19 protein-coding genes are annotated in these 24499 nt (G+C 33.4%); 8 read left to right on the top strand and 11 right to left on the bottom strand.

The features are described from left to right. Positions 1-83: 83 nt before the first annotated feature. From FN795_RS12915 to FN795_RS12880, 8 genes are all read right to left on the bottom strand, one after another. Positions 84-1175: a glycoside hydrolase family 18 protein gene (locus FN795_RS12915; RefSeq protein ID WP_142450982.1), complete on the bottom strand. Its 1092-nt coding sequence runs from the start codon at positions 1173-1175 to the stop codon at positions 84-86. Positions 1176-1400: 225 nt separating this feature from the next. Then, on the bottom strand, positions 1401-3206 hold the full coding sequence (locus FN795_RS12910) for an acyl-CoA dehydrogenase family protein (protein WP_142450981.1): 1806 nt from the start codon (positions 3204-3206) through the stop codon (positions 1401-1403). Positions 3207-3254: 48 nt separating this feature from the next. Then, a complete protein-coding gene (locus FN795_RS12905) occupies positions 3255-3605 on the bottom strand; it encodes a four helix bundle protein (RefSeq protein WP_142450980.1) in 351 nt (116 codons plus the stop codon). A 123-nt stretch (positions 3606-3728) separates the two neighbouring features. After that, positions 3729-4910: a thiolase family protein gene (locus FN795_RS12900; protein WP_142450979.1), complete on the bottom strand. Its 1182-nt coding sequence runs from the start codon at positions 4908-4910 to the stop codon at positions 3729-3731. A 4-nt stretch (positions 4911-4914) separates the two neighbouring features. Continuing rightward, positions 4915-7305 (bottom strand): 3-hydroxyacyl-CoA dehydrogenase/enoyl-CoA hydratase family protein, encoded by a 2391-nt coding sequence (locus FN795_RS12895; RefSeq protein ID WP_142450978.1) that lies wholly within the window; start codon positions 7303-7305, stop codon positions 4915-4917. 54 nt (positions 7306-7359) lie between these two features. Further along, entirely contained in the window at positions 7360-7818 is a 459-nt protein-coding gene (locus FN795_RS12890; RefSeq protein ID WP_115888678.1) for a MarR family winged helix-turn-helix transcriptional regulator, read from the bottom strand. A gap of 221 nt (positions 7819-8039) precedes the next feature. Further along, positions 8040-9077, bottom strand: coding sequence for a helix-turn-helix transcriptional regulator (locus tag FN795_RS12885; RefSeq protein ID WP_142450977.1), 1038 nt, complete (start codon positions 9075-9077; stop codon positions 8040-8042). Positions 9078-9188: 111 nt separating this feature from the next. Continuing rightward, the gene (locus FN795_RS12880) at positions 9189-9803 is read right to left on the bottom strand and encodes an HD domain-containing protein (protein ID WP_142450976.1); all 615 of its coding nucleotides are present in this window, start codon (positions 9801-9803) and stop codon (positions 9189-9191) included. A gap of 124 nt (positions 9804-9927) precedes the next feature. Between FN795_RS12880 and FN795_RS12875 the strand changes: the two genes are divergently transcribed. From FN795_RS12875 to FN795_RS12835, 8 genes are all read left to right on the top strand, one after another. Next, positions 9928-10488, top strand: coding sequence for a hypothetical protein (locus FN795_RS12875; RefSeq protein ID WP_142450975.1), 561 nt, complete (start codon positions 9928-9930; stop codon positions 10486-10488). A gap of 71 nt (positions 10489-10559) precedes the next feature. Further along, positions 10560-11981, top strand: coding sequence for an RtcB family protein (locus FN795_RS12870; protein ID WP_142450974.1), 1422 nt, complete (start codon positions 10560-10562; stop codon positions 11979-11981). 162 nt (positions 11982-12143) lie between these two features. After that, a complete protein-coding gene (locus FN795_RS12865; protein WP_142450973.1) occupies positions 12144-12941 on the top strand; it encodes a TatD family hydrolase in 798 nt (265 codons plus the stop codon). Positions 12942-13079: 138 nt separating this feature from the next. Further along, the gene (locus FN795_RS12855) at positions 13080-13892 is read left to right on the top strand and encodes a hypothetical protein (RefSeq protein WP_142450972.1); all 813 of its coding nucleotides are present in this window, start codon (positions 13080-13082) and stop codon (positions 13890-13892) included. Positions 13893-13959: 67 nt separating this feature from the next. Beyond that, positions 13960-14676 carry a DUF434 domain-containing protein gene (locus FN795_RS12850; RefSeq protein WP_142450971.1) on the top strand — a complete coding sequence of 239 codons (717 nt, stop codon included), beginning with the start codon at positions 13960-13962 and terminating at the stop codon, positions 14674-14676. Between the two features lie 27 nt (positions 14677-14703). After that, positions 14704-17049: a hypothetical protein gene (locus FN795_RS12845; protein ID WP_142450970.1), complete on the top strand. Its 2346-nt coding sequence runs from the start codon at positions 14704-14706 to the stop codon at positions 17047-17049. Positions 17050-18295: 1246 nt separating this feature from the next. Beyond that, the gene (locus FN795_RS12840; RefSeq protein ID WP_142450969.1) at positions 18296-18781 is read left to right on the top strand and encodes a hypothetical protein; all 486 of its coding nucleotides are present in this window, start codon (positions 18296-18298) and stop codon (positions 18779-18781) included. Positions 18782-18818: 37 nt separating this feature from the next. Further along, positions 18819-19364, top strand: a complete 546-nt coding sequence (locus FN795_RS12835) for a 3'-5' exonuclease (protein WP_142450968.1) — start codon at positions 18819-18821, stop codon at positions 19362-19364. A gap of 54 nt (positions 19365-19418) precedes the next feature. Here FN795_RS12835 and FN795_RS12830 read toward each other — a convergent pair whose 3' ends face one another. The 3 genes from FN795_RS12830 to FN795_RS12820 form a co-directional block, all read right to left on the bottom strand. After that, the gene (locus FN795_RS12830; RefSeq protein WP_142450967.1) at positions 19419-21197 is read right to left on the bottom strand and encodes an AMP-dependent synthetase/ligase; all 1779 of its coding nucleotides are present in this window, start codon (positions 21195-21197) and stop codon (positions 19419-19421) included. 183 nt (positions 21198-21380) lie between these two features. Further along, on the bottom strand, positions 21381-21812 hold the full coding sequence (locus FN795_RS12825; RefSeq protein ID WP_142450966.1) for a hypothetical protein: 432 nt from the start codon (positions 21810-21812) through the stop codon (positions 21381-21383). A gap of 142 nt (positions 21813-21954) precedes the next feature. Beyond that, positions 21955-24351: a TonB-dependent receptor domain-containing protein gene (locus FN795_RS12820; RefSeq protein WP_244289977.1), complete on the bottom strand. Its 2397-nt coding sequence runs from the start codon at positions 24349-24351 to the stop codon at positions 21955-21957. Positions 24352-24499: the final 148 nt, after the last annotated feature.

Raw genomic sequence — 24499 nt, 5'->3', positions numbered from 1 at the left:
GTTTGTTTTTGAGAGTTATATCAAAAATACTACAAAAAAAAATAACCTGAAAAAATCTTTTCAGGTTACTCTTTATGTTTTAATTATTTGGTTTTAACTTCATAAATGGCATTTACCATTCCGTCACGGGTTTTGTCCAGAGGAAGTTCCCAAAACATGATTCCGCCTAATTTTTTAGCTTTTACATATTCCGTTTTAGCTTTTATTGAAGCTAAATCATCTCCGGTTGCAAAAACTTTTTCTTTTTCGTTATACCAATATGGCGCTTTTGCTTTATCATCCCAAAAATATTTCCAACCATTTGCTTCGGTATATACTGTTGAGGAATTTTTAAATTGAACTCCTTCAGTATGTTCTCCAGATTGATACAAACCATTATTAACATTTTCTACATTTTTCCAAGTTCTGGTATAAAAAGCGCCTCCAATGATTAATTTTTCAGCAGGAATCCCTTGTTTCAATAAAAAAGTAACCGCTCTGTCTGTTGATTCTTCTTTAGGATTTGTACTGTATAATGGCGTATGATGTCCAGTAACTTTAGAGTATCCGTTTACTAAATCGTAACTCATGATATTGATACGATTTACTAGTGGAGTTACGGCTTTCCAATCAATAGATTCGTCGAGATATTTTTGAAATCCTCCAGCAGCAAAACTCAATTCATACTTTTTTCCTAAAGTTGATCGAAGAATTTTAAGTAATTCAGTAAAATTAGGTTTGTCAACAGTTTGATACAAATGTCCAGGAAGTCCTTCAATTGCAGGATATTCCCAATCTAAATCTAATCCGTCAACTTTAAAATAATCGCTAACTTCTTTTACTGATTTTGCGAAAATCAATCTACCTTCAGCGGTAGAAAAAGCTGATGAACAAGGTTCGCATCCGCCCCAACCACCTAGTGATAAAATAATTTTTAGTTGTGGATTTTTTGCTTTAAGCGAAACCAAATGTTTGATTGTAATAGAATCTTTAGGAGAATCGACGCTCAGTTTTCCATCTTTTAAATGACAGAAACTAAAAATAATCTGATTTAGTTTATTGACTTCGTATTCGTTAATTAATTTGGAATCGCCTGTATAATAAGCGATAATGTCCAATTTTTTATTTTTCTGGGCAAAAGTTGAGGTAGAAAAAACGCAGATAAATAAAAATGCAATTAGGTTAATTTGTTTCATTTTTTATTTTTTGAAGTTTTAGAATGTTAAATATAAAGCAATACATTCAATATTTAAGCATTTTATATAACTGAGAAAGCTGATTTTAACGAATATTTTGCAAATCGTTGCAAAAATATTGCGTCATAGAAACTTTAACAAAGTTGACTGACTAAAAAAATAAGCCCGCGCAGTTTCGGACTTGCGCGGGCTTAAACAAATTAAAAGCTAAAAACTATTGTGATATTAGAAGCAGTAAGTATCTTCTGCCACTAATTTTGCTGCGATTTTTTCTCTTAACGCTACAACATTTGGTAAGTTAGTGTATTTTGTAAAACGTTTTAATCCCATTAACATCATACGTTGTTCGTCACCTTCAGCAAAAGAAGCAATTCCTTCTTTTCCTCTTAAGTTTACGATATCTACCGCTTTGTATAAGTATAATTTTGCCATAGCAATTTGCTCCTGAACTTTATCTTCGCCTTGTGCTTTTGCTAATTTTTCAGTTCTCAAAATAGTACTTTCAGCCATGTAGATTTCGATTAAGATATCAGAAGCTGCCATTAATAATTGTTGGTGAGCATCTAATTCAGGACCATATTTTTGAACAGCGCTACCAGCAACCATTAAGAAAACTTTTTTCAAGTTAGCTACGATTACTTTTTCTTCTGCAAATAATTCAGAGAAATCTGGAGTATCAAAAGATGGAATTCCCATTAATTCTTCTTGAACTTTCATTGCTGGTCCAAGTAAATCAACATGACCTTTCATTGCTTTTTTGATCAACATACCTACAGAAAGCATTCTGTTGATTTCATTTGTTCCTTCGTAGATTCTAGCGATACGAGCATCTCTCCAAGCACTTTCCATTGGAGTATCTTCAGAGAATCCCATTCCACCAAAAATCTGAATTCCTTCGTCAGAGCAAGACTGAACGTCTTCAGAAACTGCTACTTTCAAGATAGAACACTCAATAGCATATTCTTCAACACCTTTCAATTCTGCTTCTTGGTGACTCGTTCCTTCAGCCTCGCGAGCAGCGATTCTGTCTTCGATGTCTTTTGCAGCACGGTAAGAAGCACTTTCTCCAGCGTAAGCATTTGTTGCCATTTCAGCTAATTTAGAACGGATAGCTCCAAAAGATGAAATAGAAGTATTGAACTGAATTCTTTCGTTAGCATATTTTACAGCTCCAGAAGTAACTCTTCTTTGTGCATCTAAACATGCAGCAGCCAATTTAATACGACCAACGTTCAAAGCATTCATAGCGATTTTGAAACCGTTTCCTCTTTCAGATAACATGTTTTCAACTGGAACTTTTGTTTCGTTGAAGAAAACCTGACGCGTAGAAGAAGCACGAATTCCTAATTTATGCTCTTCTTCATTCATAGAAATTCCGTTTGCTGGATCATTTTCTACGATGAAACCTGTAATATTTTTATCATCTCCAATACGAGCAAAAACGATGAAAACGCTGCAGAAACCTGCATTCGAAATCCACATTTTTTGACCTGTAATTAAATAATGAGTTCCGTCTTCAGATAAAACAGCTTTTGTTTTTCCTGAGTTAGCATCAGATCCTGCACCTGGTTCAGTTAAGCAATAAGCTCCAAACCATTCTCCAGAAGCTAATAATGGAACGTATTTTTTCTTTTGTTCTTCAGATCCATAAAGGGTGATTGGCATAGTTCCAATTCCTGTATGCGCACCAAAAGCAGTTGAGAACGAACCTGTTGCTCCAGAAATGTAGTCACAAACCAACATTGTAGAAACAAATCCCATTCCTAATCCGCCGTACTCTTCAGGAACTGCAACTCCAAGAAGTCCAAGTTCACCAGCTTTACGCATAGATGATTCTGTATAAGCGTAATCTTTTTTCTCAAAACGATCTTTATGCGCCCATAATTCTTTGTCTACGAACTCTTTTACAGAGTCACGCATCATTAACTGCTCTTCAGAGAAATCTTCTGGTGTGAAGATATCCTCGCATTTTGTTTCTTTAACTAAAAACTGACCACCACGAGTCACGTTTTTTTCGATTGTATCTGCCATTTTGTTTTTGTTTTTTATAAAAGATGAAAGAAGCAAGAAGCAAGATTTTTAATCTAACTTGTTTATGAAACCTGTTGTCATCTTTTGAAATTCAATTATTTTGTTTTCTATTTCTTCTGTTTTTGTCTTAGATAGATAATCATTTTGAAAAGCTATCAGTAATTGCGTTTGTAATTCAAATGACGAACCTAAACTAATATTCAAATAATGCTGAAAGTGTTTGTTTCCTCTGTTAGAGCCCTCAGCAATATTAGAAGGCATTGAAACAGAACATCTATTCATTTGACTTGTTAAACTATACGTTTCTGATTTTGGAAAAGAGGCTGTTAGTTTATAGGTGTCATTAGTGATTTCCATAGCTAAAATCCAAATTTTCAAATTCTTAAAATTGTGTTTCATGTTTTTTGAGGCAAGATAAGAAGAAAAAATAAAAGTAAGTTTTTTACTACTTTAAAAGTCTTGTTTTCAGAATATCCTCATTCCAAAATTAAGTCTTGCTTCTTGCTTCTTTCCTCTTAAAAACTATAATACCTCGTAAATCCCTGCAGAACCTTGTCCAGTCCCCACACACATTGAAACGATTCCGTATTTGTTACCTCTGCGTTTCATCTCATCAAATAACTGAACAGAAAGTTTAGCACCAGTACATCCTAGAGGGTGTCCTAAAGAGATTGCTCCACCGTTTACGTTTACGATTTCTGGATTTATGTTTAACTCGCGAGTTACTGCTAAAGCTTGTGAAGCAAAGGCCTCGTTTAATTCAATTAACTCAATATCGTTCAATGTTAATCCTGCTTGTTTCAACGCTTTCGGAATTGCTTTTACCGGACCAATACCCATAATTCTTGGTTCAACACCAGAAGAAGCAAAATTTACTAATCTGGCGATTGGCTCAAGATTCAATTCTTTAACCATGTCCTCACTCATGATTAAAACGAATGCTGCACCGTCGCTCATTTGAGAAGAGTTACCAGCTGTCACACTTCCATTAGCAGCAAAAACTGGTCTTAAACCTGCTAAAGCTTCTTTAGTAGTTCCTGCTCTTGGCCCTTCGTCTTTATTTACAACGTATGATTTTGTTTCTTTTTTACCATTTTCATTGATGAAAGTCTGCTCAACAGTAATTGGAACGATTTGTTTGTCGAATTTCCCTTCTGCTTGTGCTTTCAAGGCTTTCATATGTGAGTTATAGGCAAACTCATCCTGATCTTCTCTAGAGATTTTATATTGGTTAGCAACCGCTTCCGCAGTTAAACCCATTCCCCAATAGTAATCTTCATGACCTGCAGCAGCAACTTTATAATCCGGAGTTGGTTTGTAACCTCCCATCGGAATAAAACTCATACTTTCAGCACCACCGGCAATGATACAATCTGCCATTCCTGATTGGATTTTAGCAGTCGCCATTCCGATAGTTTCTAATCCAGATGCACAATAACGGTTTACTGTAACTCCAGGTACGTCTTCTACTTTTAATCCCATTAAAGAGATCAAACGTCCAACGTTCAAACCTTGTTCCGCTTCCGGCATGGCATTTCCTACCATAACGTCGTCGATACGTTTTTTGTCAAAATCAGGCAGCTCATCCATCATAAACTGAATGGTTTCTGCAGCTAATTCATCAGGTCTTTTAAATCTAAAAACACCTTTTGGAGCTTTTCCAACTGCTGTTCTATATGCTTTTACTATATATGCTGTTTTCATTTTCTTAGTTTCTAAGAGGTTTCCCTTTGGTTAACATGTATTGAATTCTTTCTAATGTTTTTCTCTCTGTACAAAGAGATAAGAAAGCTTCACGTTCGATATCTAATAAGTATTGTTCAGATACTAAAGTAGCTTCCGATAAATCACCTCCAGCCATTACATAAGCCAGTTTGTTTGCGATTTTCTTATCGTGCTCAGAAATGTATTTTCCAGCTTCCATTTGATCTGTTCCAACTAAGAACATACCTAAAGCTTGTTTTCCTAATACTTTAACATCAGTTCTTCTGATTGGTTGCGTATAACCAGCTTCAGCCATTAACAATGCATGTTTTTTAGCTTCAGCAATCTGACGATCTTTGTTTACTACAATAACATCTTTTCCGTGCTGTAAAAGTCCTGTATCAAAAGCTTCATAACCAGAAGTCGAAACTTTAGCCATAGCGATTGTTAAGAAATACTCTTGAAGAACGTTCAATTCCACATCGTTTTTACGGAATAAATCTGAAGCTCTTAAAGCCATTTCTTTAGATCCACCTCCGCCAGGAAGTACACCAACACCAAATTCAACTAATCCCATATAAGTTTCAGCAGCAGCAACAACTTTATCAGCGTGTAAACTCATTTCGCATCCACCGCCAAAAGTCATTCCGTGAGGCGCTACTACAACTGGAATAGAAGAGTAACGAACACGCATCATTGTATCTTGGAACAATTTAATTGCCATGTTCAATTCGTCGTATTCCTGCTCAACTGCCATCATGAAAATCATTCCGATATTAGCTCCAACAGAGAAATTCGCTGCTTGGTTACCAATAACTAAACCTTGATATTCTTTTTCAGATAAGTCGATTGCTTTATTGATGGCCTGAAGTACATCGCCACCAATGGTATTCATTTTAGATTGGAATTCTAAGTTCAAAATTCCGTCTCCTAAATCCTGAATGATTGCACCACTATTGCTCCAAACTTTTTTGCTTTCGCGGATGTTGTTCAGAATAATGAATGAATCTTGTCCAGGAACTTTTACTTGTGATTTTGTTGGAATGTTATAGAAATAAGTTGCTCCTTCTTTTACAGTATAGAAATTTTCGCTTCCAGAAGCCAACATTTCAGTAACCCATGCAGCAGGCTCTAAACCTTCTGCTTTCATGATTTCGATTCCTTTTGCAACGCCGATAGCATCCCAGATTTCGAATGGACCATTTTCCCATCCAAAACCAGCTTTCATGGCATCATCAATTTTGTATAATTCGTCTGAGATTTCAGGAACTCTGTTTGACACGTAAGCAAACATTCCGGCGAAACTCTTACGGTAGAATTCTCCCGCTTTGTCTGTTCCTTTTACTAAAACTTTAAAACGATTGATTGGTTTGTCGATAGTTTTTGTTAGTTCAAGCGTAGCAAAATTTGCTTTTTTTGCAGCACGGTATTCTAATGTATTTAAGTCTAAAGAAAGAATATCTTTATCTACTTTTTTGTAGAAACCTTGTCCGGTTTTACTTCCTAACCAATTATTTTCCATCATTTTGTTGATGAAATCAGGAAGTTTGAATAATTCGTGTTGTTCGTCGTTCGGGCAGTTTTCATAAATACCATTGGCAACGTGTACCAAAGTATCCAAACCAACAACGTCAACCGTACGGAAAGTAGCCGATTTTGGACGACCAATTACTGGTCCAGTCAATTTATCAACTTCTTCAATTGTTAATCCCATTTCTTTTACCAAGTGGAATAAACTTTGGATTCCGTAAATACCAATTCTGTTTCCAATAAACGCTGGAGTATCTTTAGCAACAACCGAAGTTTTTCCTAAGAATTTAGATCCGTATTCGTTTAAGAAATCCAATACTTCAGTTGAAGTTTTTGGACCAGGAATAATTTCAAATAATTTTAAGTAACGCGCAGGGTTAAAAAAGTGAGTTCCGCAGAAGTGTTGTTGGAAATCTTCGCTTCTTCCTTCACTCATAAAATGAATTGGAATACCAGAAGTATTAGAAGTAACCAAAGTTCCTGGTTTGCGGAATTTCTCGATTTGTTCAAAAACCAATTTCTTAATGTCTAAACGCTCTACAACAACCTCGATAATCCAATCAACATTGGCAATTTTTGCCATATCATCAGTCGTATTTCCAGTCGTAATTCTATTTGCGAATTTCTGACTGTAAATAGGAGATGGTTTCGATTTTAATGAATTCGCCAAGTGCTCGTTTACCACTCGGTTGCGAACAGCTTTACTTTCAAGAGTTAATCCTTTTTTAGCTTCAGCCTCGGTCAATTCGCGTGGTACGATGTCAAGAAGTAAAACTTCAACACCAATATTGGCAAAATGGCAAGCTATTCCTGAACCCATAATTCCGGATCCAATTACAGCAACTTTTTTAATTGTGCGTTTCATAGGTACTTAATATTTGTTTTTTGCCAGAATCTGAATTATCTCTTAAAAGAAATACTATTCATTTTCTGTATTTTCTGTTTGATTAAATATATTTTTATCGTGAATCAGTTCATTGATGATTTCAGAAACTTCGATAAAATGTTTCAGCTTTTCTTCCGAAACATGTTTCTTTACCGTTTCATTAAACTTCAGAACTGTATTTTTAGATAAATCTCTTTTTTCTTTTCCAAATTCGGTCAGGTAAATCAAAACACCACGGCCGTCGCTTGGGTTTTTCTTGCGAACAATTAATCCTTTTTCTTCCATAGATTTGAGCGTTCTGGTTAAGCTTGTAGCTTCCATTCCCATTCTAGGGCCCAAAGCGGTCGATGGTGTTCCTTCTTCCTTGTCCATGCTTAAAAGTGCAAATCCGGTTGCCATTGTTGCATCGTACTTTGCAGCTTCTTCGTTATACATTCTTGAAACAGCTTGCCATGTCGCTCTCAAAATATAATCTATCGTTTTATCTTTCATAGGTAACTATATCGATTTCAAATATAATTAAAAAATACTATGCGTGCATATTATTTTTAAATAAATTTTTGGTTAATTAAAAAATGCCTTTGGTTTCTAGGGTTTTATGGTTAAATTTTAACTGAAATATACTATTCTTTTTTGAAATTTTAACAAAATTCATATGGTAAAAAAACTTTTTTGATTTTAAAACGAGGTTTAATTCGGTATTATTCAAAAAATTATAGGTTTAATTCAGTATTATTTTCAGGTTCGTATCTGGAAATTGCTTTTTCAAGAATTTTTTTCATTCTGTTTCGAAGATATTCGGGGCGGAGAACTTCAATTCCGTCGCCAAAACCTAATAATATACGTTCCATTTCATAATTAGGAGAAAGAAATATATGTACTATAATACTGTGATCTTCGTTTTCTTTAATTAATCGCTGGGACGGATGCAAAGGTTTTGTTAGAACATATGGTGCATTTACAGCATCGATCCAAAGTTCGATTCGTCTGGGTTGTAATCCCGAATTAACGGTAACGCCAATTACATTCTTATAATAAGCATCGGCATCAAAATCTTCTTCTATATATGGGAGGTTAAAATCGTAGTCAATTGCTATAATTCTGTCTAAAGCCAAATTTGTAATAGGTTGTGAAGATTTCTTTTTCCCAATCAAAAACCATCGATTATTGAATTCCTTCAATATAAAAGGATGAAAATGAAATTTCGTTTCTTCTCTGGATTTAAAAGATTTATAAGTAATTACCAACGTAACTTTTTTAATTATCGCCTGATAAATTTCATCTAAATAATGTAAGCCTTTTAAATTTTCATTTTTATCCAAATAGATTACAGGCTTTGTGTGCGACTTTTCGGCGTAGATTTTGTCCTCCAATCGCTGTAGAATATCTGATACATCATTAAAAAGAGAAAAATCTTTAAATTGCTTCAACATCGAAACGGTTTCGGTCAAAACATTCATGTCGGTCTCCGTCAGCGGAATATCGGTTATGGTGAAATCTTCATCTTCATATTTATAGTACTTCTTATCGTAAACAACGATTGGCGCATTATAACCGAGTTTTTCACTTCGCATCAATTGAATATCCATTTGAATCGTTCGTTTGCTAATTGGATTTTGTCGTCCTTCATATTCAAATAAAGATTCAGAACAACATTCGATCAAATCTTCTAAAGTCCATTGCCGGTATTTATTCTGCAGACATTTATCGATTGTCTTGTACCGGATTAAAGCATTTTTGTTTTGTGACATTGTTATGTTGTTTTTGGGCGTGCCCCTCCGGGTCGGGCTTTACGTTCCCGCTTTTTTTAAGGCGAAGAAAAATCGCCTTAAAAAAGAGCTCCACTTCAATCCCTCACGCATTTACGTTAATAATGAAATCTCGTTTTCAATATTTTGTCTCGCTTTTTCTTCGTATAAATCTCTAAACTCCTCAGTTTGAAAAATAAAATCATTCTCAAGAAAATGTTTCAAAGCTTTTGCACGCCCGGGTTTGTATAGAAAATCAGGATAAATGCGATATTCTTTTCGAATTTGTTCGAAATAAATTTTGTAATCTCCCCAATCTTTAGCGAGGATTTTCAAATCAAAATCGATTAGCCAATTAATATCTTCAATTTCATTTTGATGATGTTGCTGTGTCGCGCAGATTGCATCAAAAATCAATTGTTTATTTAGAATGACATTTTCAGGTAAAACAGCCAAAGCATATTCAGCACTTTTAAGTTCGTTATCTTTTTTAGAAGCTGAATAAACAAAATCATGATAAAAAATAGAAAATAATATTTCATCCGGGTTTTCAAGTTTGTCCCGATAGATTTCAAAGCTCTCAATCATTTCTTTTAAATGGTTAAGATTATGATAATGCCTTGATTTTCCTGAATATGTCTTTTGTAAATCTTTCCATTTTTGCTGAATTTCATTTGCTGAAAAGCCAATTTTTGAGAGTAATTCAGAATAGATTTTCTCTAAATTCATGTTGTTTTTTACTCAAATTTAAAATTCTTTTTTTACTGCGCAAAATAATTGCGTAGTAGTTTTGAAATCTTTGCTCAAGAAATAAAACAATAACCATTGTCTAATTTTTATAAAATTGATATGTATGAAAAATTCAGAATTTGAAATCCATCTTTTTAATGAAGCTTTTTATAGCCAAGCTTTATTAACAAAAACACGTTCAATTTTGAATGATGCTGAAGCATTAGACGTTTTCTGGAAAAAAGATTATTATGATTGTCAAAACGATGAAGTGATTTTAGATTTGCTTCAAAATATCATTCTTAATGCAGGAGGAATTTCTCGTTTTTTTTGGCCTTCAGGGAATGATGTATATCATAAAAATAGAGGGAACAAGTTACGTGAAGTTTATCTTGTTAATGATTCAAGTGTTTTGAAAAATCGAGATATGAGAAATCATATCGAACATTTTGACGAGAAATTAGATGATTTTTTAAGAAAAAATACCACATATCAAGTAATGCAGAAATACGTGGGACCAAGAATTTACGTCGATGATGATAGAACATTTTTTAGAGCATATTTTTATGATAAGGATATTTTTAAGATGTTCAACGTCGAATATGAAATGGGACCAATTATAAATGAGATTAAGAGAATTAATGAAATTTTATTGCAACAAAAAGAGAATCGTGGGCGATTTTAAAATAATTACGTAGTAGTTTAAAACCTTTGCACCTATGAGTCTCTGACACTTTTCCCCTTAAAAAAGAAAAAATGAAAACACAAATAAACGGTACAGATATATTAGAATTAGGATTCCCAGAAGGAAAAATAATCGGAATCGCCTTAAAAATAAACAGCAAAAGAAACGGATTCACAAGAGACAAAATGATAACAAATTTCAAAAACGTCTTAGAAACTCCGGAGAATTATATAGACGATAAAATTTTCAGCAAACTGGCTGTAGCTTTAATCGAAAAATCGAATGAAAAACCAGAAGATTTCATCGCTTTAAATGAAAATCCAAATGCGTATTCGGCTTACGGATTAGATCATATCGAAGACGGAGCCAGAAAACAAATGGAAGTTGCTATGAAATTGCCTGTTACGGTTGCCGGAGCTTTAATGCCAGACGCGCACCAAGGTTATGGATTACCGATTGGCGGAGTTTTAGCCACAAAAAATGCCATTATTCCGTATGGCGTTGGAGTTGATATTGGGTGTAGAATGGCATTGTCAGTTTATGATATTCCGGAAGATTTTTACTTTGAAAACGAAGCTAAATTCAAAAAAGAATTAATTGCGAATTCCATTTTTGGAGCGGGACACGGATTTCATGGTCAGTACAAATCAGATCATGCGGTTTTGGAGAACGAAACTTTCAATATGAATCCGTTTGTGAAGAACTTGAAGGATAAAGCCTGGTCGCAATTAGGATCTTCAGGTGGTGGAAATCACTTTGTGGAATTCGGAATCATGGAATTTGCGCAAGACGATGCAGTTTTGAATATTCCAAAAGGAAAATACGTCGCTTTGTTAACGCATTCCGGTTCACGCGGAATGGGAGCTACAATTGCCGGACATTATACGAAAATCGCGAAAGAGGAATGTAAACTTCCAGAAGTGGCAAAAAACTTAGCGTATTTAGATATGAATTCGCAATTAGGTCAGGAATATTGGCTGGCAATGAATTTGGCGGGAGATTACGCTTCGGCTTGTCACGAGATTATTCATAACAAAATGGAACGCGCTTTGGGTGCGACGATTTTAGCCAAAGTTGAAAACCATCATAATTTCGCCTGGAAAGAAATTTGGAACGGTGAAGAAGTGATCGTACATAGAAAAGGAGCGACTCCAGCCGGAAAAGGCGTTATGGGAATCATTCCGGGAAGTATGACCGCACCAGGATTTTTGGTGAGAGGAAAAGGCGAGGAGAACGCCATCAATTCGGCTTCGCATGGAGCAGGAAGACAAATGAGCAGAACCCAAGCCATTAAAAACATCACACCAACCGAAATGAAATCGATCCTGAAAGATCATGGTGTTACGCTTATCGGAGCAGGTCTGGACGAAGCTCCAATGGCGTATAAAGATATCAATCAGGTGATGGAAGCACAACAGGATTTGGTTGATGTTGTAGCGAAGTTTACACCGAAATTAGTGAGAATGGCTGATGATGGAAGCCGTGAAGACTAAAGAGAAGCAAGAGGCAAGAAGCAAGATATTGTGGTCTTGTCTCTTGCTTCTTTCTTCTAAAATCTTAAAAGAAAAAATAATCGGTTCTAGAGAGAAAAAAACCTTAGCACCTTAGCCTCTTAGTCCCGATAGCTATCGGGATAGCAACTTAAAAAGAAAAAAATGACATATATAGATATAGGAATTAATTTAACGAACAAACAATTCCAAAACGACATAGACGATGTCGTACAAGACGCGCTCGACGCCGACGTATTGCAAATGATACTCACGGGCACAAGCGTACGAAATAGTGAAGCTTCATTAGAAATCGCGAAACAATATCCGGGAATATTATATTCGACAGCCGGAATACATCCGCATGATGCGAAGAGTTTTGATGCACAAAGTATTTCAAAACTGCGAAATTTATTAAAACAGAAACAAGTCGTTTCCGTTGGCGAATGCGGACTCGATTTTGATCGCGACTTTTCGCCCCGAAACAAACAGGAAGAATGTTATAAAGCCCAATTAGAATTGGCGATCGAAGTGCAGAAACCTTTGTTTTTGCACGAACGAAGCGCTTTTAATTCTTTTATGAATATTACCAAAGACTATTTACCGCAATTGCCAAAAGCCGTTGTGCATTGTTTTACGGGAACGTTGCAAGAAGCCAAAACCTATCTCGATAACGGATTTTATCTGGGTTTTACGGGAGCGATTTCAGATACCAAACGTTTCGGTCATTTAAAAGAAGTCATTCAGTACGTACCGCTGGACCGAATGATGATCGAAACCGATGCGCCGTTTATGCTTCCTAAAAATGTCCCGAACAGTCTCTTGAAGAAATATCACGAACGTCGTTGCGAACCTGCTTTTCTGCCGTATGTTGCCGGAACAATTGCACAGTTTAAAGGTATTACTTTAGCTAAAGTAGGGGAGGAAACGGCTAGGAATTCTAAAAGCTTTTTTGGGATTTAGACTTTAAGGTTCAGAGAGACAAAGGTACAGAGGCGCAAAGGGTAACGCTAAAAAAAACTTTGCAGCTTAGTGGTTTTGTGGCAATAATAAAATCCTGATTCATGAAGATTTTTATTTAATTTGCCAAAAAAGAATATAATGAAATTTGTACTGCACAGAACCATAATCATAAAGTCATTTATTGCGGCATTAGCCATATTACTAATTAAAAATTTTATATTTAAAAAGCTTTCTCTTTACGGACAGGATTTTCACGATTTGATAGAGCTATCCGATATTACGATTATTTTTACGGGTGCATTTTTTGTGTTCGGATTGTTACTGGCCGCAACCATGACCGATTTTAAAGAAAGTGAAAAAATCCCAGGCGAAGTTGCTTCAAATCTCGAAGCGATCAAAGATTGGATTTATCTGGCTTACAGAGCACCAAGAATAGGAGCTTCAGATTTGTGCAGGGAAGAATTAAACAGCACTTTTTTGCGTGAGCAAATGATCGCCATAACCGATGGTATTATTGCATGGATATATTCTCACGGAAAAGACTCTACTATTATCTTTCCTTTAATTCGAAAATCAAATGAGATTGCCTATTATTTTGCAGAAAGAGGTGTCGACAAAGAAGCCATAAAAGGTATACAGGAAAATACCAATGCGATGCGAAAACAACTTACCCGTGCCTATTCGATTTCGAGAAACAATTTTATCAAACCGGCTTATACTTTGCTGCAAAGTATCTTGTTTATCGTAATGTCACTTTTACTTATTACTAAATTCAAAAGCCCCTCGGCAGATTATTTAGTAACTTCTGCCATTACATTTTTGTTTTGCTATTTGTATTTATTAATTAGCGGTTTAGACGATCCTTTTGATATTCTCAACGGAGATACCAATGTCGATCTGAAGCCTATCGATCGATTCAAACAACGACTGATTTCAGATTTTTTGGTTTAAAGAATTTATAATTTAGTACAAGACCTAACAGGTTTTATAATCTGTCAGGATGAAAAAAATCAAAGTCATGACAGATCTAAAAAACAGAGGAAAAGAAGCAAGTGACGATATTTTATTCGGAACAGAGAAAATACAGTTGAAGTTAAAAGAAGCTGTAACAGATTTGTCTTATTTCCTGAGTAGAGGTTATGGCGAAAAAGCGACATTAGCTTTGGTAGGAAACCGATATCGTTTAAATTCTCGTCAGCAACAGGCAGTTCGCGGAATGAGCGCTTCTCAAAACCAGATCGAAAACCGAAAAGCAAAAGAAATTCAAAGTCAAGAATTAGAAGGAAAAGAAATTGCTATAGATGGTTTTAATGCTTTGATTTTATTAGAAAGCATTTTATCAAACGCTTATGTCTTTAAAGGACAAGATGGTTTTATTCGTGATTTGTCGAGTGTGCACGGAACTTATAAGAGAGTAAAACAAACATCTCAAGCAATAGAAATAATTGCTGATTTCTATCAAAAAGAAAAAGTCAAAACTATTCATTGGTTTTTCGATAAACCTGTTTCAAATAGTGGAAGATTGAAAAAAATGATCGAAGAAGTAGCTTTAGAAAAACAATATGATTGGAAAGTAGAATTGGTCTATAATCCAGATAAAGTAATAGCTGATAGCTATTGGATTGCTGTCACTTCTGATGCTTGGATTTTGGATAATGCTTTAACTAATTTCAATTTGATGAATTATGTACTGTCTAAAATGACGATGAAAGAAACCGTAATTTCGTGTGAATAAACAAAGAAGTCAAATGATACTTTTAAAATGGAGGAAGAAATTATATATAAATCAGGTAGAAATGAAAAAGTTATTTCAAAGGAAGAACTTCATACTGTAAAAAACTTTTTCAAGAATTTTTATATTGATGATGAACTTATAAGAACCGAATATATCTCATCTGACAGTAATAGTAATTTTACGATTTACTATTTGAATAACAATCAGTCAATAGAAGAAATATTGCTTGAAAATAATCAATTTTTAGATAGAAGTTTTCATTATAAATTATTCGATAAGTTTGGTTTTACAGTCTATTTGTTTCAAAGTTATGATTTTAGAAATCTTGAACAACAATCGATTATAATAAAAGATAAAGAGGAAAACTTAGTTGTAAAAACAGGTAATAGTTTGAAAACTTATGAGGATTCCAGCTTTTTTAATTTTTCCAAAACAATAAAAAGTGATGCTAAATATTCAATTTTGAGCAGAAAGGTTGAAGAAGATTCGACTATAAGCGTTAACTATTTTGAAAACGGAGATTTTAAATCGGCATATTTTTCAAATGAAAATTTAGAAATGAATCTTCAGGAATTTTTATTTACAAATGATTTTTCAGAAAGGTATCATCTAAATATTGATAAAGATTTTTTAAAATCATTTTTTCCCATAATTCCCAATTCAGATTTTAACATTCCTGAAATTTGTATTGAATATTCAGATTATTACAAAAACAAAATAGCATTTAAAGAAATTTTTACAGAACGATTTTTTCATAAAACTTTGTATTTAGATAAGAAGAAACGTTTTATAGAAAAATTTGCGTATGGAAAAATTGTATCGAAAACTTACTTTCTAAATATTGACGAAACCATTGAAGACTTTTTGGAAGAAATGCAAAATGGGATTGAGTATTGTTTTTATCATAAACCTATAATCAAAAATAATTGCACATATTGGGAAGTTATACAGTATGACGAAAATGGAATGGTAATCGAAAAAAGAAATGAGGTTTACAATTATCAAGATCAATTGATTAGTGTTAATTATCTTCTTAGTAATAAATTTAGAACCCATTCTTTAATTAAGTATTGTTACAAAAACAATTATGAATCTCAGATACTAAGTATTTACATGTATGATGATTCTGGTGCAATCTCTTATATAGATGATTGTGGTTTTGGTTCTGATTCTATGTGGGAGGATACTGTTTGGGAAATGCCAAATCTAAAATTTGAAACTTATATTAATAGGATAGAAGATCCTTTTTTTAAATCTTTTTTTTCGGAGGTTCCGGAAAGTTCAAAAGAAGAAATAGAAATTATTTATAAAAATCATCTTGGTCAAGTTATTTCAGAAAATGAAATTAAAAAAGTATATGAATATAAGAAAGAAGTAAAAATAAACCAGCTCACAAAAGAAATCAAAACTTATAAAGATAATTCCTGTTCTTTTGTAGAATACTATTGTTCTGATCAGGAAAAACCAGAAGATTTCGAATTTTATTCTACAAGAAATTTTATTGTTTATCATAATAAAAAGCATCAAAATGGATATTTTGTATATGATATTTTTGAAAGTGTAGTTGAGACATTAGAAATTGGACATTACAAGGGAATTTTGGTTCAGGACTTTTTTGGTAGAGAAATTACACGAGTTGTTTTTAAGAATGATGAAATGGATTTAAAATATGCCCGAAAGATTTCTTATGATAATTTTAAAAGTGAATTAGGCTATGATTTCGATACTGTAATTGTAAATTTTGAAGATTCGAATAAAGTTTTAAATTATTATTCTAATGAAACAACCTATACAGTAGATGAGTTTGAAAAAGAACAGTTTAGCAGCCTGAATAAAACTAATAATTCTTTTTTTAAATCAATTTTTCCGTTTGTTCCTGAAATAGAAGCAAAAGTTTATGAACCTTTTATTTTTAAATTAAAACTCAAAAAACAAGAAAATTCTTTTGAGCCTGAAGAAATAAAATGCTTATATAATTCTAATAATAAACTCAAATATGTATTTGATGGATATAAAAAATGGAGCTTTTTAAAAGATAGATCTGAAGTTAATTTAAAATTACCTGAATTATTATATTATGGTTACAACATCTCATTTTACAATATAAAACATGCAGATGAAATTATATCATGCGACGTTGTGTATAACCTGCAATTTGAAAAAGAAAGGTATAAAGAGTTTAATGTAAAATTAAAAATAAGCACAACGTCTTTCGATTTTAGTTACGAATCTGATGATCCGATTTTCTCTTTTAGAAAGATTTTTTTTGAACATTATGAAGAAGAGTTATTTTGTTTTTATTTGAATGAAGAGAGAATTTGGAACACAGAAATTAGTAAAGAAAGATTAATTATGTTTTTAATGGAAACTTAAAAATAATGTTCTTAAAGCTGAATAGTTTTAAGAATAAAAAATGCAAACTGCACAAATATCAATTTATAGGATTTTGTTATAAAAATTTTATTTTAACCAATATTTGTTAAATTATCACAAAATATACTACATTTGTATCTGTAATTAAAAACATAAAAAAACACAATGATACTATCAATAAGCCAAAATTTTGAAACTTTAGCCGGAAATTCTCCAGCTGTAAGCTCAGGATGCGTATGTATTTTTGTGAAATTGAAATGTAAGATTTAGAATCAAACTCATCATAAAATAGAAAAGCGTCCACATTGTAGGACGCTTTTTTTGTTTTAAAGCACTTCGACTTCGCTCAGTGTGACAATGAAATTCGCTCAACATGACAAGAAAGACGTTTAAAATGATAGAAAAACAAACCAGAACTAAAAAAAATTAAAAAAATAATTGACCAAAATGTTTAATGATTAATAAAAATAGGAAGATATAGTCTTGGAAAGTAATCTGATGAGTAACAGTCATTTGATACAAAATAGAGATCTGCACCAGTTTGCGGACAGGAATTTCTTTGTCTAAATTTTTAGCATAACTAATTGGTAATCAGAAAATTAATATTAAAAAAGATTTGGAAATATGATTTTTTCTATCCTATCTTTGCCAAACAAAATTAAAACATAGCGTTTCATAAAACAACAACAACAATTATAAAAAACAAATAAAATGAGTTTTAAATTATACATACACAACCCAGGATTAGCAGCCTCGATTTCGGATCGTGAAAGCTTTTACATGTCGGTGCATCAATATAAGCAATAGGATAGTTATATCGTATTTGTCATGAAGCACCTTTAATCGGGTGCTTTTTTTTTGCCTTAACGGCAAGTGAAAAAGGAACAAAAAAACAAAGTGACAAAGGTTCAGAGTGCTAAAAGAAAAAACTTAGTATCTCAGCATCTTAGTCCCTTAGAAACTAAAAAAAAAATTAGGATGAATCAAAAAATAGGACTTAGGTCAGACTATAGTGGTCAAACAGATAAAGTGGAATTTAGTGAGTCGCCATTTGCCTCGAGTAGAGAGATGGATTTAGAACTTATTAACCTATGGAAGGAAAAGGTGAATTTTAGGAAAATTATATATATCATTTAGAGATATTTCTCTGGTAAAGCAATGGTGCTTTTGAACTTGTGTGATATTGGATTTCTTAGAAAAGCCTTCGATTTCCTGAGATTCCCAAGAATTACAAAATCAAAATACCATGCAAAACAATACATTACAACAATATAAAAACGCAATTAGAAAAAAATACGAAATCGAAAAAGAAGGGAAATACTTTGATTATTTGTACAAGCCTTCTCGTGGAAAACTTCGTGATTTGTGCTGGTTGATTTTCGAAAATAACCCAACAAAAGAGGATTTAAATGTTTTCAGTAATCTTTTGGGTTTAGATTTCGATCACACCAAAAAGAATAAGTTTAAGGAGAAGAAAGATAAGTTCAGACCTATCGAAACGTTCTTCAAAGGCGAAACAGATCCGTCAAACATTGATGCTATTAATATGGCTGCAATTTTGGTTGATTTTGAATTGCGTCCTTTCAAAAAGTTTTACGAAAATTCTAAAACTGAGAAAGCAAAACCAATCGAAAGAATGGAGAAAGTGAAAGCTGTTTTTGAAAAGAAGAGCGCTGAAAAAAAGTCTAAGAAAAGAAGTTTCTTTCTAGATTTTAAAAGCTTATTTTTCTAAAAGATAGAATTAAAACAATTATTAAAAATTAAAAAAAATGAAAGCTACAGATAAAATTATTATTATCGATTTAGAAGCCACATGTTGGCAAGGCGCAGTCCCGAGCGGACAGCAAAATGAAATTATTGAAATCGGATTAGCGGTCTTAGATACTGCGACTGGCGAAATTTCCAAGAATAAAGGGATTTTGATAAAACCGCAACGTTCTAGCGTTAGTCCGTTTTGTACAGAATTGACAACAATAACTCAGGATTTACTGGATCAAAATGGAGTAAGTTTTGAAGAAGCTATTGATTTGTTAATCGACCAATACAATCCCGATTTGTACACTTGGGCAAGTTACGGTCAATACGATTTGAATATGCTTAAAAAGCAGTGTAAATCGTTCGGTATTTCATATCCAATGGCAGATGAGCATATTAATGTTAAAGAGCATTTTGCCGAAAAGTTTGGTTTGGTAAAACCAACCGGAATGAATGGTGCTTTGGCGCTGCTTAATATTCCGTTGGAAGGAACGCATCACCGCGGAATTGATGATGCTAAAAACATCGCTAAGATTTTGCATTGGTGTCTGCAAAATTAAAAAAGGCTGTCTCAATAAAGACAGCCTTTTCCTTTGGTTAACTATTTTGGAATTTTAATTATGACCATAGATTTTAGCGTAAAGATCTTTGTAAATTTCTTTAATGATTTTACGTTTTAATTTTAGAGTAGGAGTAAGTTGTCCGCCATCGATAGACCAAACATCCGGAGTTAACTCAAAACGTTTGATTTTTTCCCAGTTTCCAAATTTCTCATTAATGCTTTCAACTTCTTCGTCGATGCGTTTGATTACATCTGGATTCTCGCTGATTTCTTTATCTGTTTTTCCTAAAGTAATTTTATGGATTTTTGCCCATTCTTTTACGAATTCAAAATTTGGCTGAATAAAAGCGCCTGGCATTTTTTCGCCATCACCAATCACCATAATCTGCTCAATAAAACGAGATTGCTTCATGGCATTTTCAATGATTTGTGGTGCAATATATTTTCCTCCCGAAGTTTTGAACATTTCTTTCTTACGATCGGTGATTTTCAAGAAACCTTCGCTGTCGATTTCTCCAATATCTCCCGTGTGGAAATAACCATCTTGCAAAGCTTCAGCAGTTTTTTCAGGATCTTTAAAATAACCTAACATTACGTTTGGTCCTTTGCAAAGAATTTCTCCGTCTTCGGCAATTTTTACTTCTACATTGCGAATCACTTTTCCAACAGTTCCAATCTTGAAACCTCTGTTTCTTTGATCGTTAACCGCAATTACCGGAGAAGTTTCAGATAATCCGTAACCTTCCATAACCGGAATTTCTGCAGCAGCAAAAACTCTCGTCAAACGTGGCTGTAAAGCGGCACTTCCAGAAACCATTAAATCTAAATTTCCACCCAAACCTTCTTTCCATTTGCTGAAAATCAATTTGCGGGCAATTTTTAATTGGAACTCATACCAAGCACCATTTGCTCCGTATGGTTCGTATCTTAAACCTAAATCAATAGCCCAGAAAAACAGTTTTTTCTTGATGCCAGTTAATTCGGCTCCCTTTGCATAAATTTTATCATAAACTTTCTCTAAAAGTCTTGGTACAGCTGTAATTACAGTCGGACGAACTTCTTTTAAGTTATCACTGATTTTGTCAATTGATTCTCCAAAATAAACCGAAACTCCATAATATTGATAAATGTACAAGATCATTCTTTCAAAAATATGACAGATAGGCAAGAAGCTCAATGCAGTGCTTTTTCCCGGATCAAACGGAATTCTAGGAGCGCTGTCTAAAACATTCGAAACAATGTTTTTGTGCGAAAGCATAACGCCTTTTGGTCTTCCTGTTGTTCCTGAAGTATAAATAATAGTCGCTAAATCATCTGTTTGAATGCTGTCTTTTCTAGCTTCAACTTCATTTTGATTGCTTTCATCTTCGCCTGACAACAATAAATCGCTCCAGTGTTTGCAACCTGGAATTTCGTTAAAAGAATAAACCTCTTTTAAAGTCGGTACATTTGCCTTGATAAGGTTTACTTTGTGAAGTACTTCTTCATCAGACACAAAGCAGTACATACTGCCACTGTGGTTTAATATATATTCGTAATCTTCTTCAGATATTGTTGGATAAATTGGAACCGTCTGTGCGCCTGTTTGCAGAATACCAATATCCATGATATTCCATTCGGTACGGTTATTTGATGTAATCAGGGCAATTTTGTCATCTTTTTGAATGCCCATTCGTAATAATGCTCTCGAAATTGCATTTGCTTTTGCAATATATTCCTGGCTAGATGTTTTTTCCCAGACTCCGTTTTTTTTTGTTGCTAAAGCAACCGGAAGGTTGTAAGTTTCTTGTTGATAATAGGGAAAATCAAAAAGGCGTGTGATTGAAACCATGTTTAATATATTGAATTTTATCGCAAATTAAATAAAAAATAGGTATAATTTTTAATTTTGTGGAATTTTATGGGAAAATTTATAGGGACTCTTAAAAATCAACGAAAACGTTTTCTTTTTTGTAGTAAATTTTCGAAAAAACTAGAGATTATCAAATTAAAAAAAATATTATTTTTTTAGAGATTATTGCACATTAAAATCTTCATATTCTTTAACTCTTTCTCCCATCAAAAACATTTTTTTCTTCGCAAAATGAATAGAAAATTGAGAATAAGACCATTCGTCGCTATCATTTGGTCTGTACCAAAAAGTGTACGATTTACTATTGAATCCTTCCTTGAAAACAGGAATTCCCTCTTCTGTGCATTCGATTCCCCAGTTGATTTTCTTTTTGCTTAAATCAGCTGCTTGAATAAATCCTGTTCCATCTGGATTTAATTGGCTAATTGGCTCTTTTTGGCCAATTGGCGCATAAGTCCCGGAAACTGGAAAACCAATCGTGGTTGTGATATAGCGTTCTTTAGAATTATGAGTGATTGTGTTTACTTCAACTTGCGAATAAGATTTCGCAACAACAAAAAATAGTGCAATAAGCAATACGTGTACAGATTTCATTCTATAGTAGGTTTAAGTGTTTTTAGTCTTTTAGGAAAATCAGTGGCTGATTTTCAAGGCGAATATACTTTAAATTTCCATAGAAAAAATAAATCCCAATTACAAGAATGAAAAAATTATCAGATTTTTATTTTGCGAATTATTATTCTGTCGAAAACTGATTTTCTAATAGTTTTTCTTTAAAATCAGATTTAAAGGTATACGCAAATGTAATCATCAAAGCGCGGGTGTCTGATTTGTTGGTTCTGTTATTACTGAACAATGCGGTATTGTTTTTATAGCCACTTTCGAGTGTATTAAACATATCGGTGACAACCAAACCTAAACGAGCATTTCCTTTTCCGAGTTTTTGTTGAAATCCCATATCGACATTATAAATCGGAATTCTTTTTCCCTGTGCAGTCGCTAAAGCCGAATTATAATTTCCAATAATCTGCAGTTTTCCGCCTTTCCATGGAACAAAATTATTAATAATTTTTCCGTACCAGCTAAAAGCATTGTTTATTACATCTTCGCCTAGATTTGATGCATTAATATTTTGCTGAAAAGCAGTCAAGCTGATGTTCGCATCATAAAAACCAATAGGTTTTAGACTAAAAATTGTTTCTAAACCATAAGTAACAGTACTTCCAATGTTTCTTGGCTGGAGAAAAATTACACCATTATCGAGTAATTCAGCATATTGTCTGATTGCGTCAGTTGTATTTCTATAAAATGCGTTTGTCGATAACGAATAATTTTGCCAGTCTTTATTATAGCTCATTTCTGCAATATGAATAATTTCAGGTTTCAAATAAGGATTTCCACCATGCGGATTTAGGGCATCTGTAATATCAATAAACGGATTCAAATCGTCTAAATCTGGTCGATTGATACGTTTGCTGTAACCAATTTTCACAAATTCATCAGTTTTTAAATTTAATTGCAGCGAAGCCGATGGAAAGAATTTCAAATAATTATTGCTAAAGCGATCGCTATTATTTTGCGTTGCTCCAGTGTTTGAAACATTTTCTGCACGCAAACCTAAATTGTATTTCCATTTTGGATTTTCGCTTTCGCCGATGAACGAATTCAGCATTCCGTAAACAGCGTTTATTTGCTCATTAAATTCAAAAGTATTGCTAGCAATAGGATTTACAACATAATCGCCATTAACTAAATCGGCACTTTCAAAATCAGAATTGAAAAAGCGAAATGTTCCTTTATATCCAGTTTCTACAATTGTTTTTTCTGAAACAGGAAAAGCATAATTTACAATTGCATTAGAAATGTTTTGGTTTTCATAATTGTGCGTACGTTGTAATTTAGCTTCACCAATCTGTTGTTGATATTCATCGTAATTATAAGTATCGATATCAGTGTTTTCTCTGTGTTTCCCAAATGAGGAAGTGATTGAAGTATTTAAACTTTTTCGTTCATCAGAAAATTTTCGGTCGTAATTAAAAGACAATTCTCCAACTTTTGAACGTTCCAGTTCTAAAGAATGTCTTTTGTTATTTGAGAAAAATGCATTTGTACTTGTGTTTACCTGCGTGTACAAAGTTTCGTCGTTATCCTGAGTTTCAATATTTCCTAATGCTTCAAAAGAAAAAGTATTTCTGTCGTTTGGAGTGAAATCAACATTGAATTTTAGATTTTGTAAACCTTCTGTGCGGGCGTCATCTCTATGTTGATGAATGTAATGTTCATCATCAATAAAATAGTTTGTTCGGTCAGCGTTAATCTTTTTAGTTCTTCCGGCAAAACGATTGTCGTATCCTAAACCAATGTTCCATTTTTCAGTTTTGTTATTTAAAAGAACCGAGCTATTCACTCTTCCTTTTGCGCCAAAACCGCCTCCTAAAACAACAGCGCCATTTAAACCATTTTGATTGTTTTTCTTGAGTTTAATATTAATGATGCCGCTTTCTGCATTTGCATCATATTTCGCGGTCGGATTGCTGATTACCTCAATACTTTCAATACTGCTTGCCGCAATCTGATCCATATTCGTAATCGCTGAATTTTTTCCGTTAATCAAAATCATAGGCGATTTTCCTCTTAAGGTAATTCCGCCTTCCGCATCTACAGCAACTGTCGGAATACTTTTTAGCATATCTGTTGCAGTTCCACCAGATTGTGAAATATTCGAAACAGCATTAAAAATAAAACCTTCATTCGTTTTCTGAATTTGTTTTTTCTGCGATTTTACAACAACGTCATTCAGTAAATTAGCATCGTTTTGCAGTTTAATTGTTCCAATAGAAATTGGATTCTCAGAAACTTTTATCTTTTGAGAAATCGTTTTAAAACCAATTAATTTAAATTGAAGCTGATAATCTCCAGACGCTACATTCTCTAAAGCAAAATTCCCCATAACATCGGTTACAGCGTAGTTGGCTATTTTAGTAGAATCACTAGCGTGTTTTAAAACCACATCAACAAATTCTACAGGAAGTTTTCCGTCAGTGATATTTCCTTTTATAGATGAAGTTTTTTGACCAAAAGAAAATTGGCTTATAATGACTAAGAGAAATGGAAGGTATATTTTGTGTATCATATTTTTCATGAGACAAAGATATTTACCAGAATGTTTACGCTTGCTTAAGCTGTCTTAAGATACCATTAAATTAATCTTAGAATAGTTTTAAATAGTAGTTTTTTTACACAAAGTTTGTCGTTTCTCGGAATGACAGATTGCGAAAAAG

This window comes from Flavobacterium resistens (assembly GCF_900182645.1).
Classification (GTDB): domain Bacteria; phylum Bacteroidota; class Bacteroidia; order Flavobacteriales; family Flavobacteriaceae; genus Flavobacterium; species Flavobacterium resistens.
This window is presented reverse-complemented; position numbering and strand designations above follow the sequence as displayed.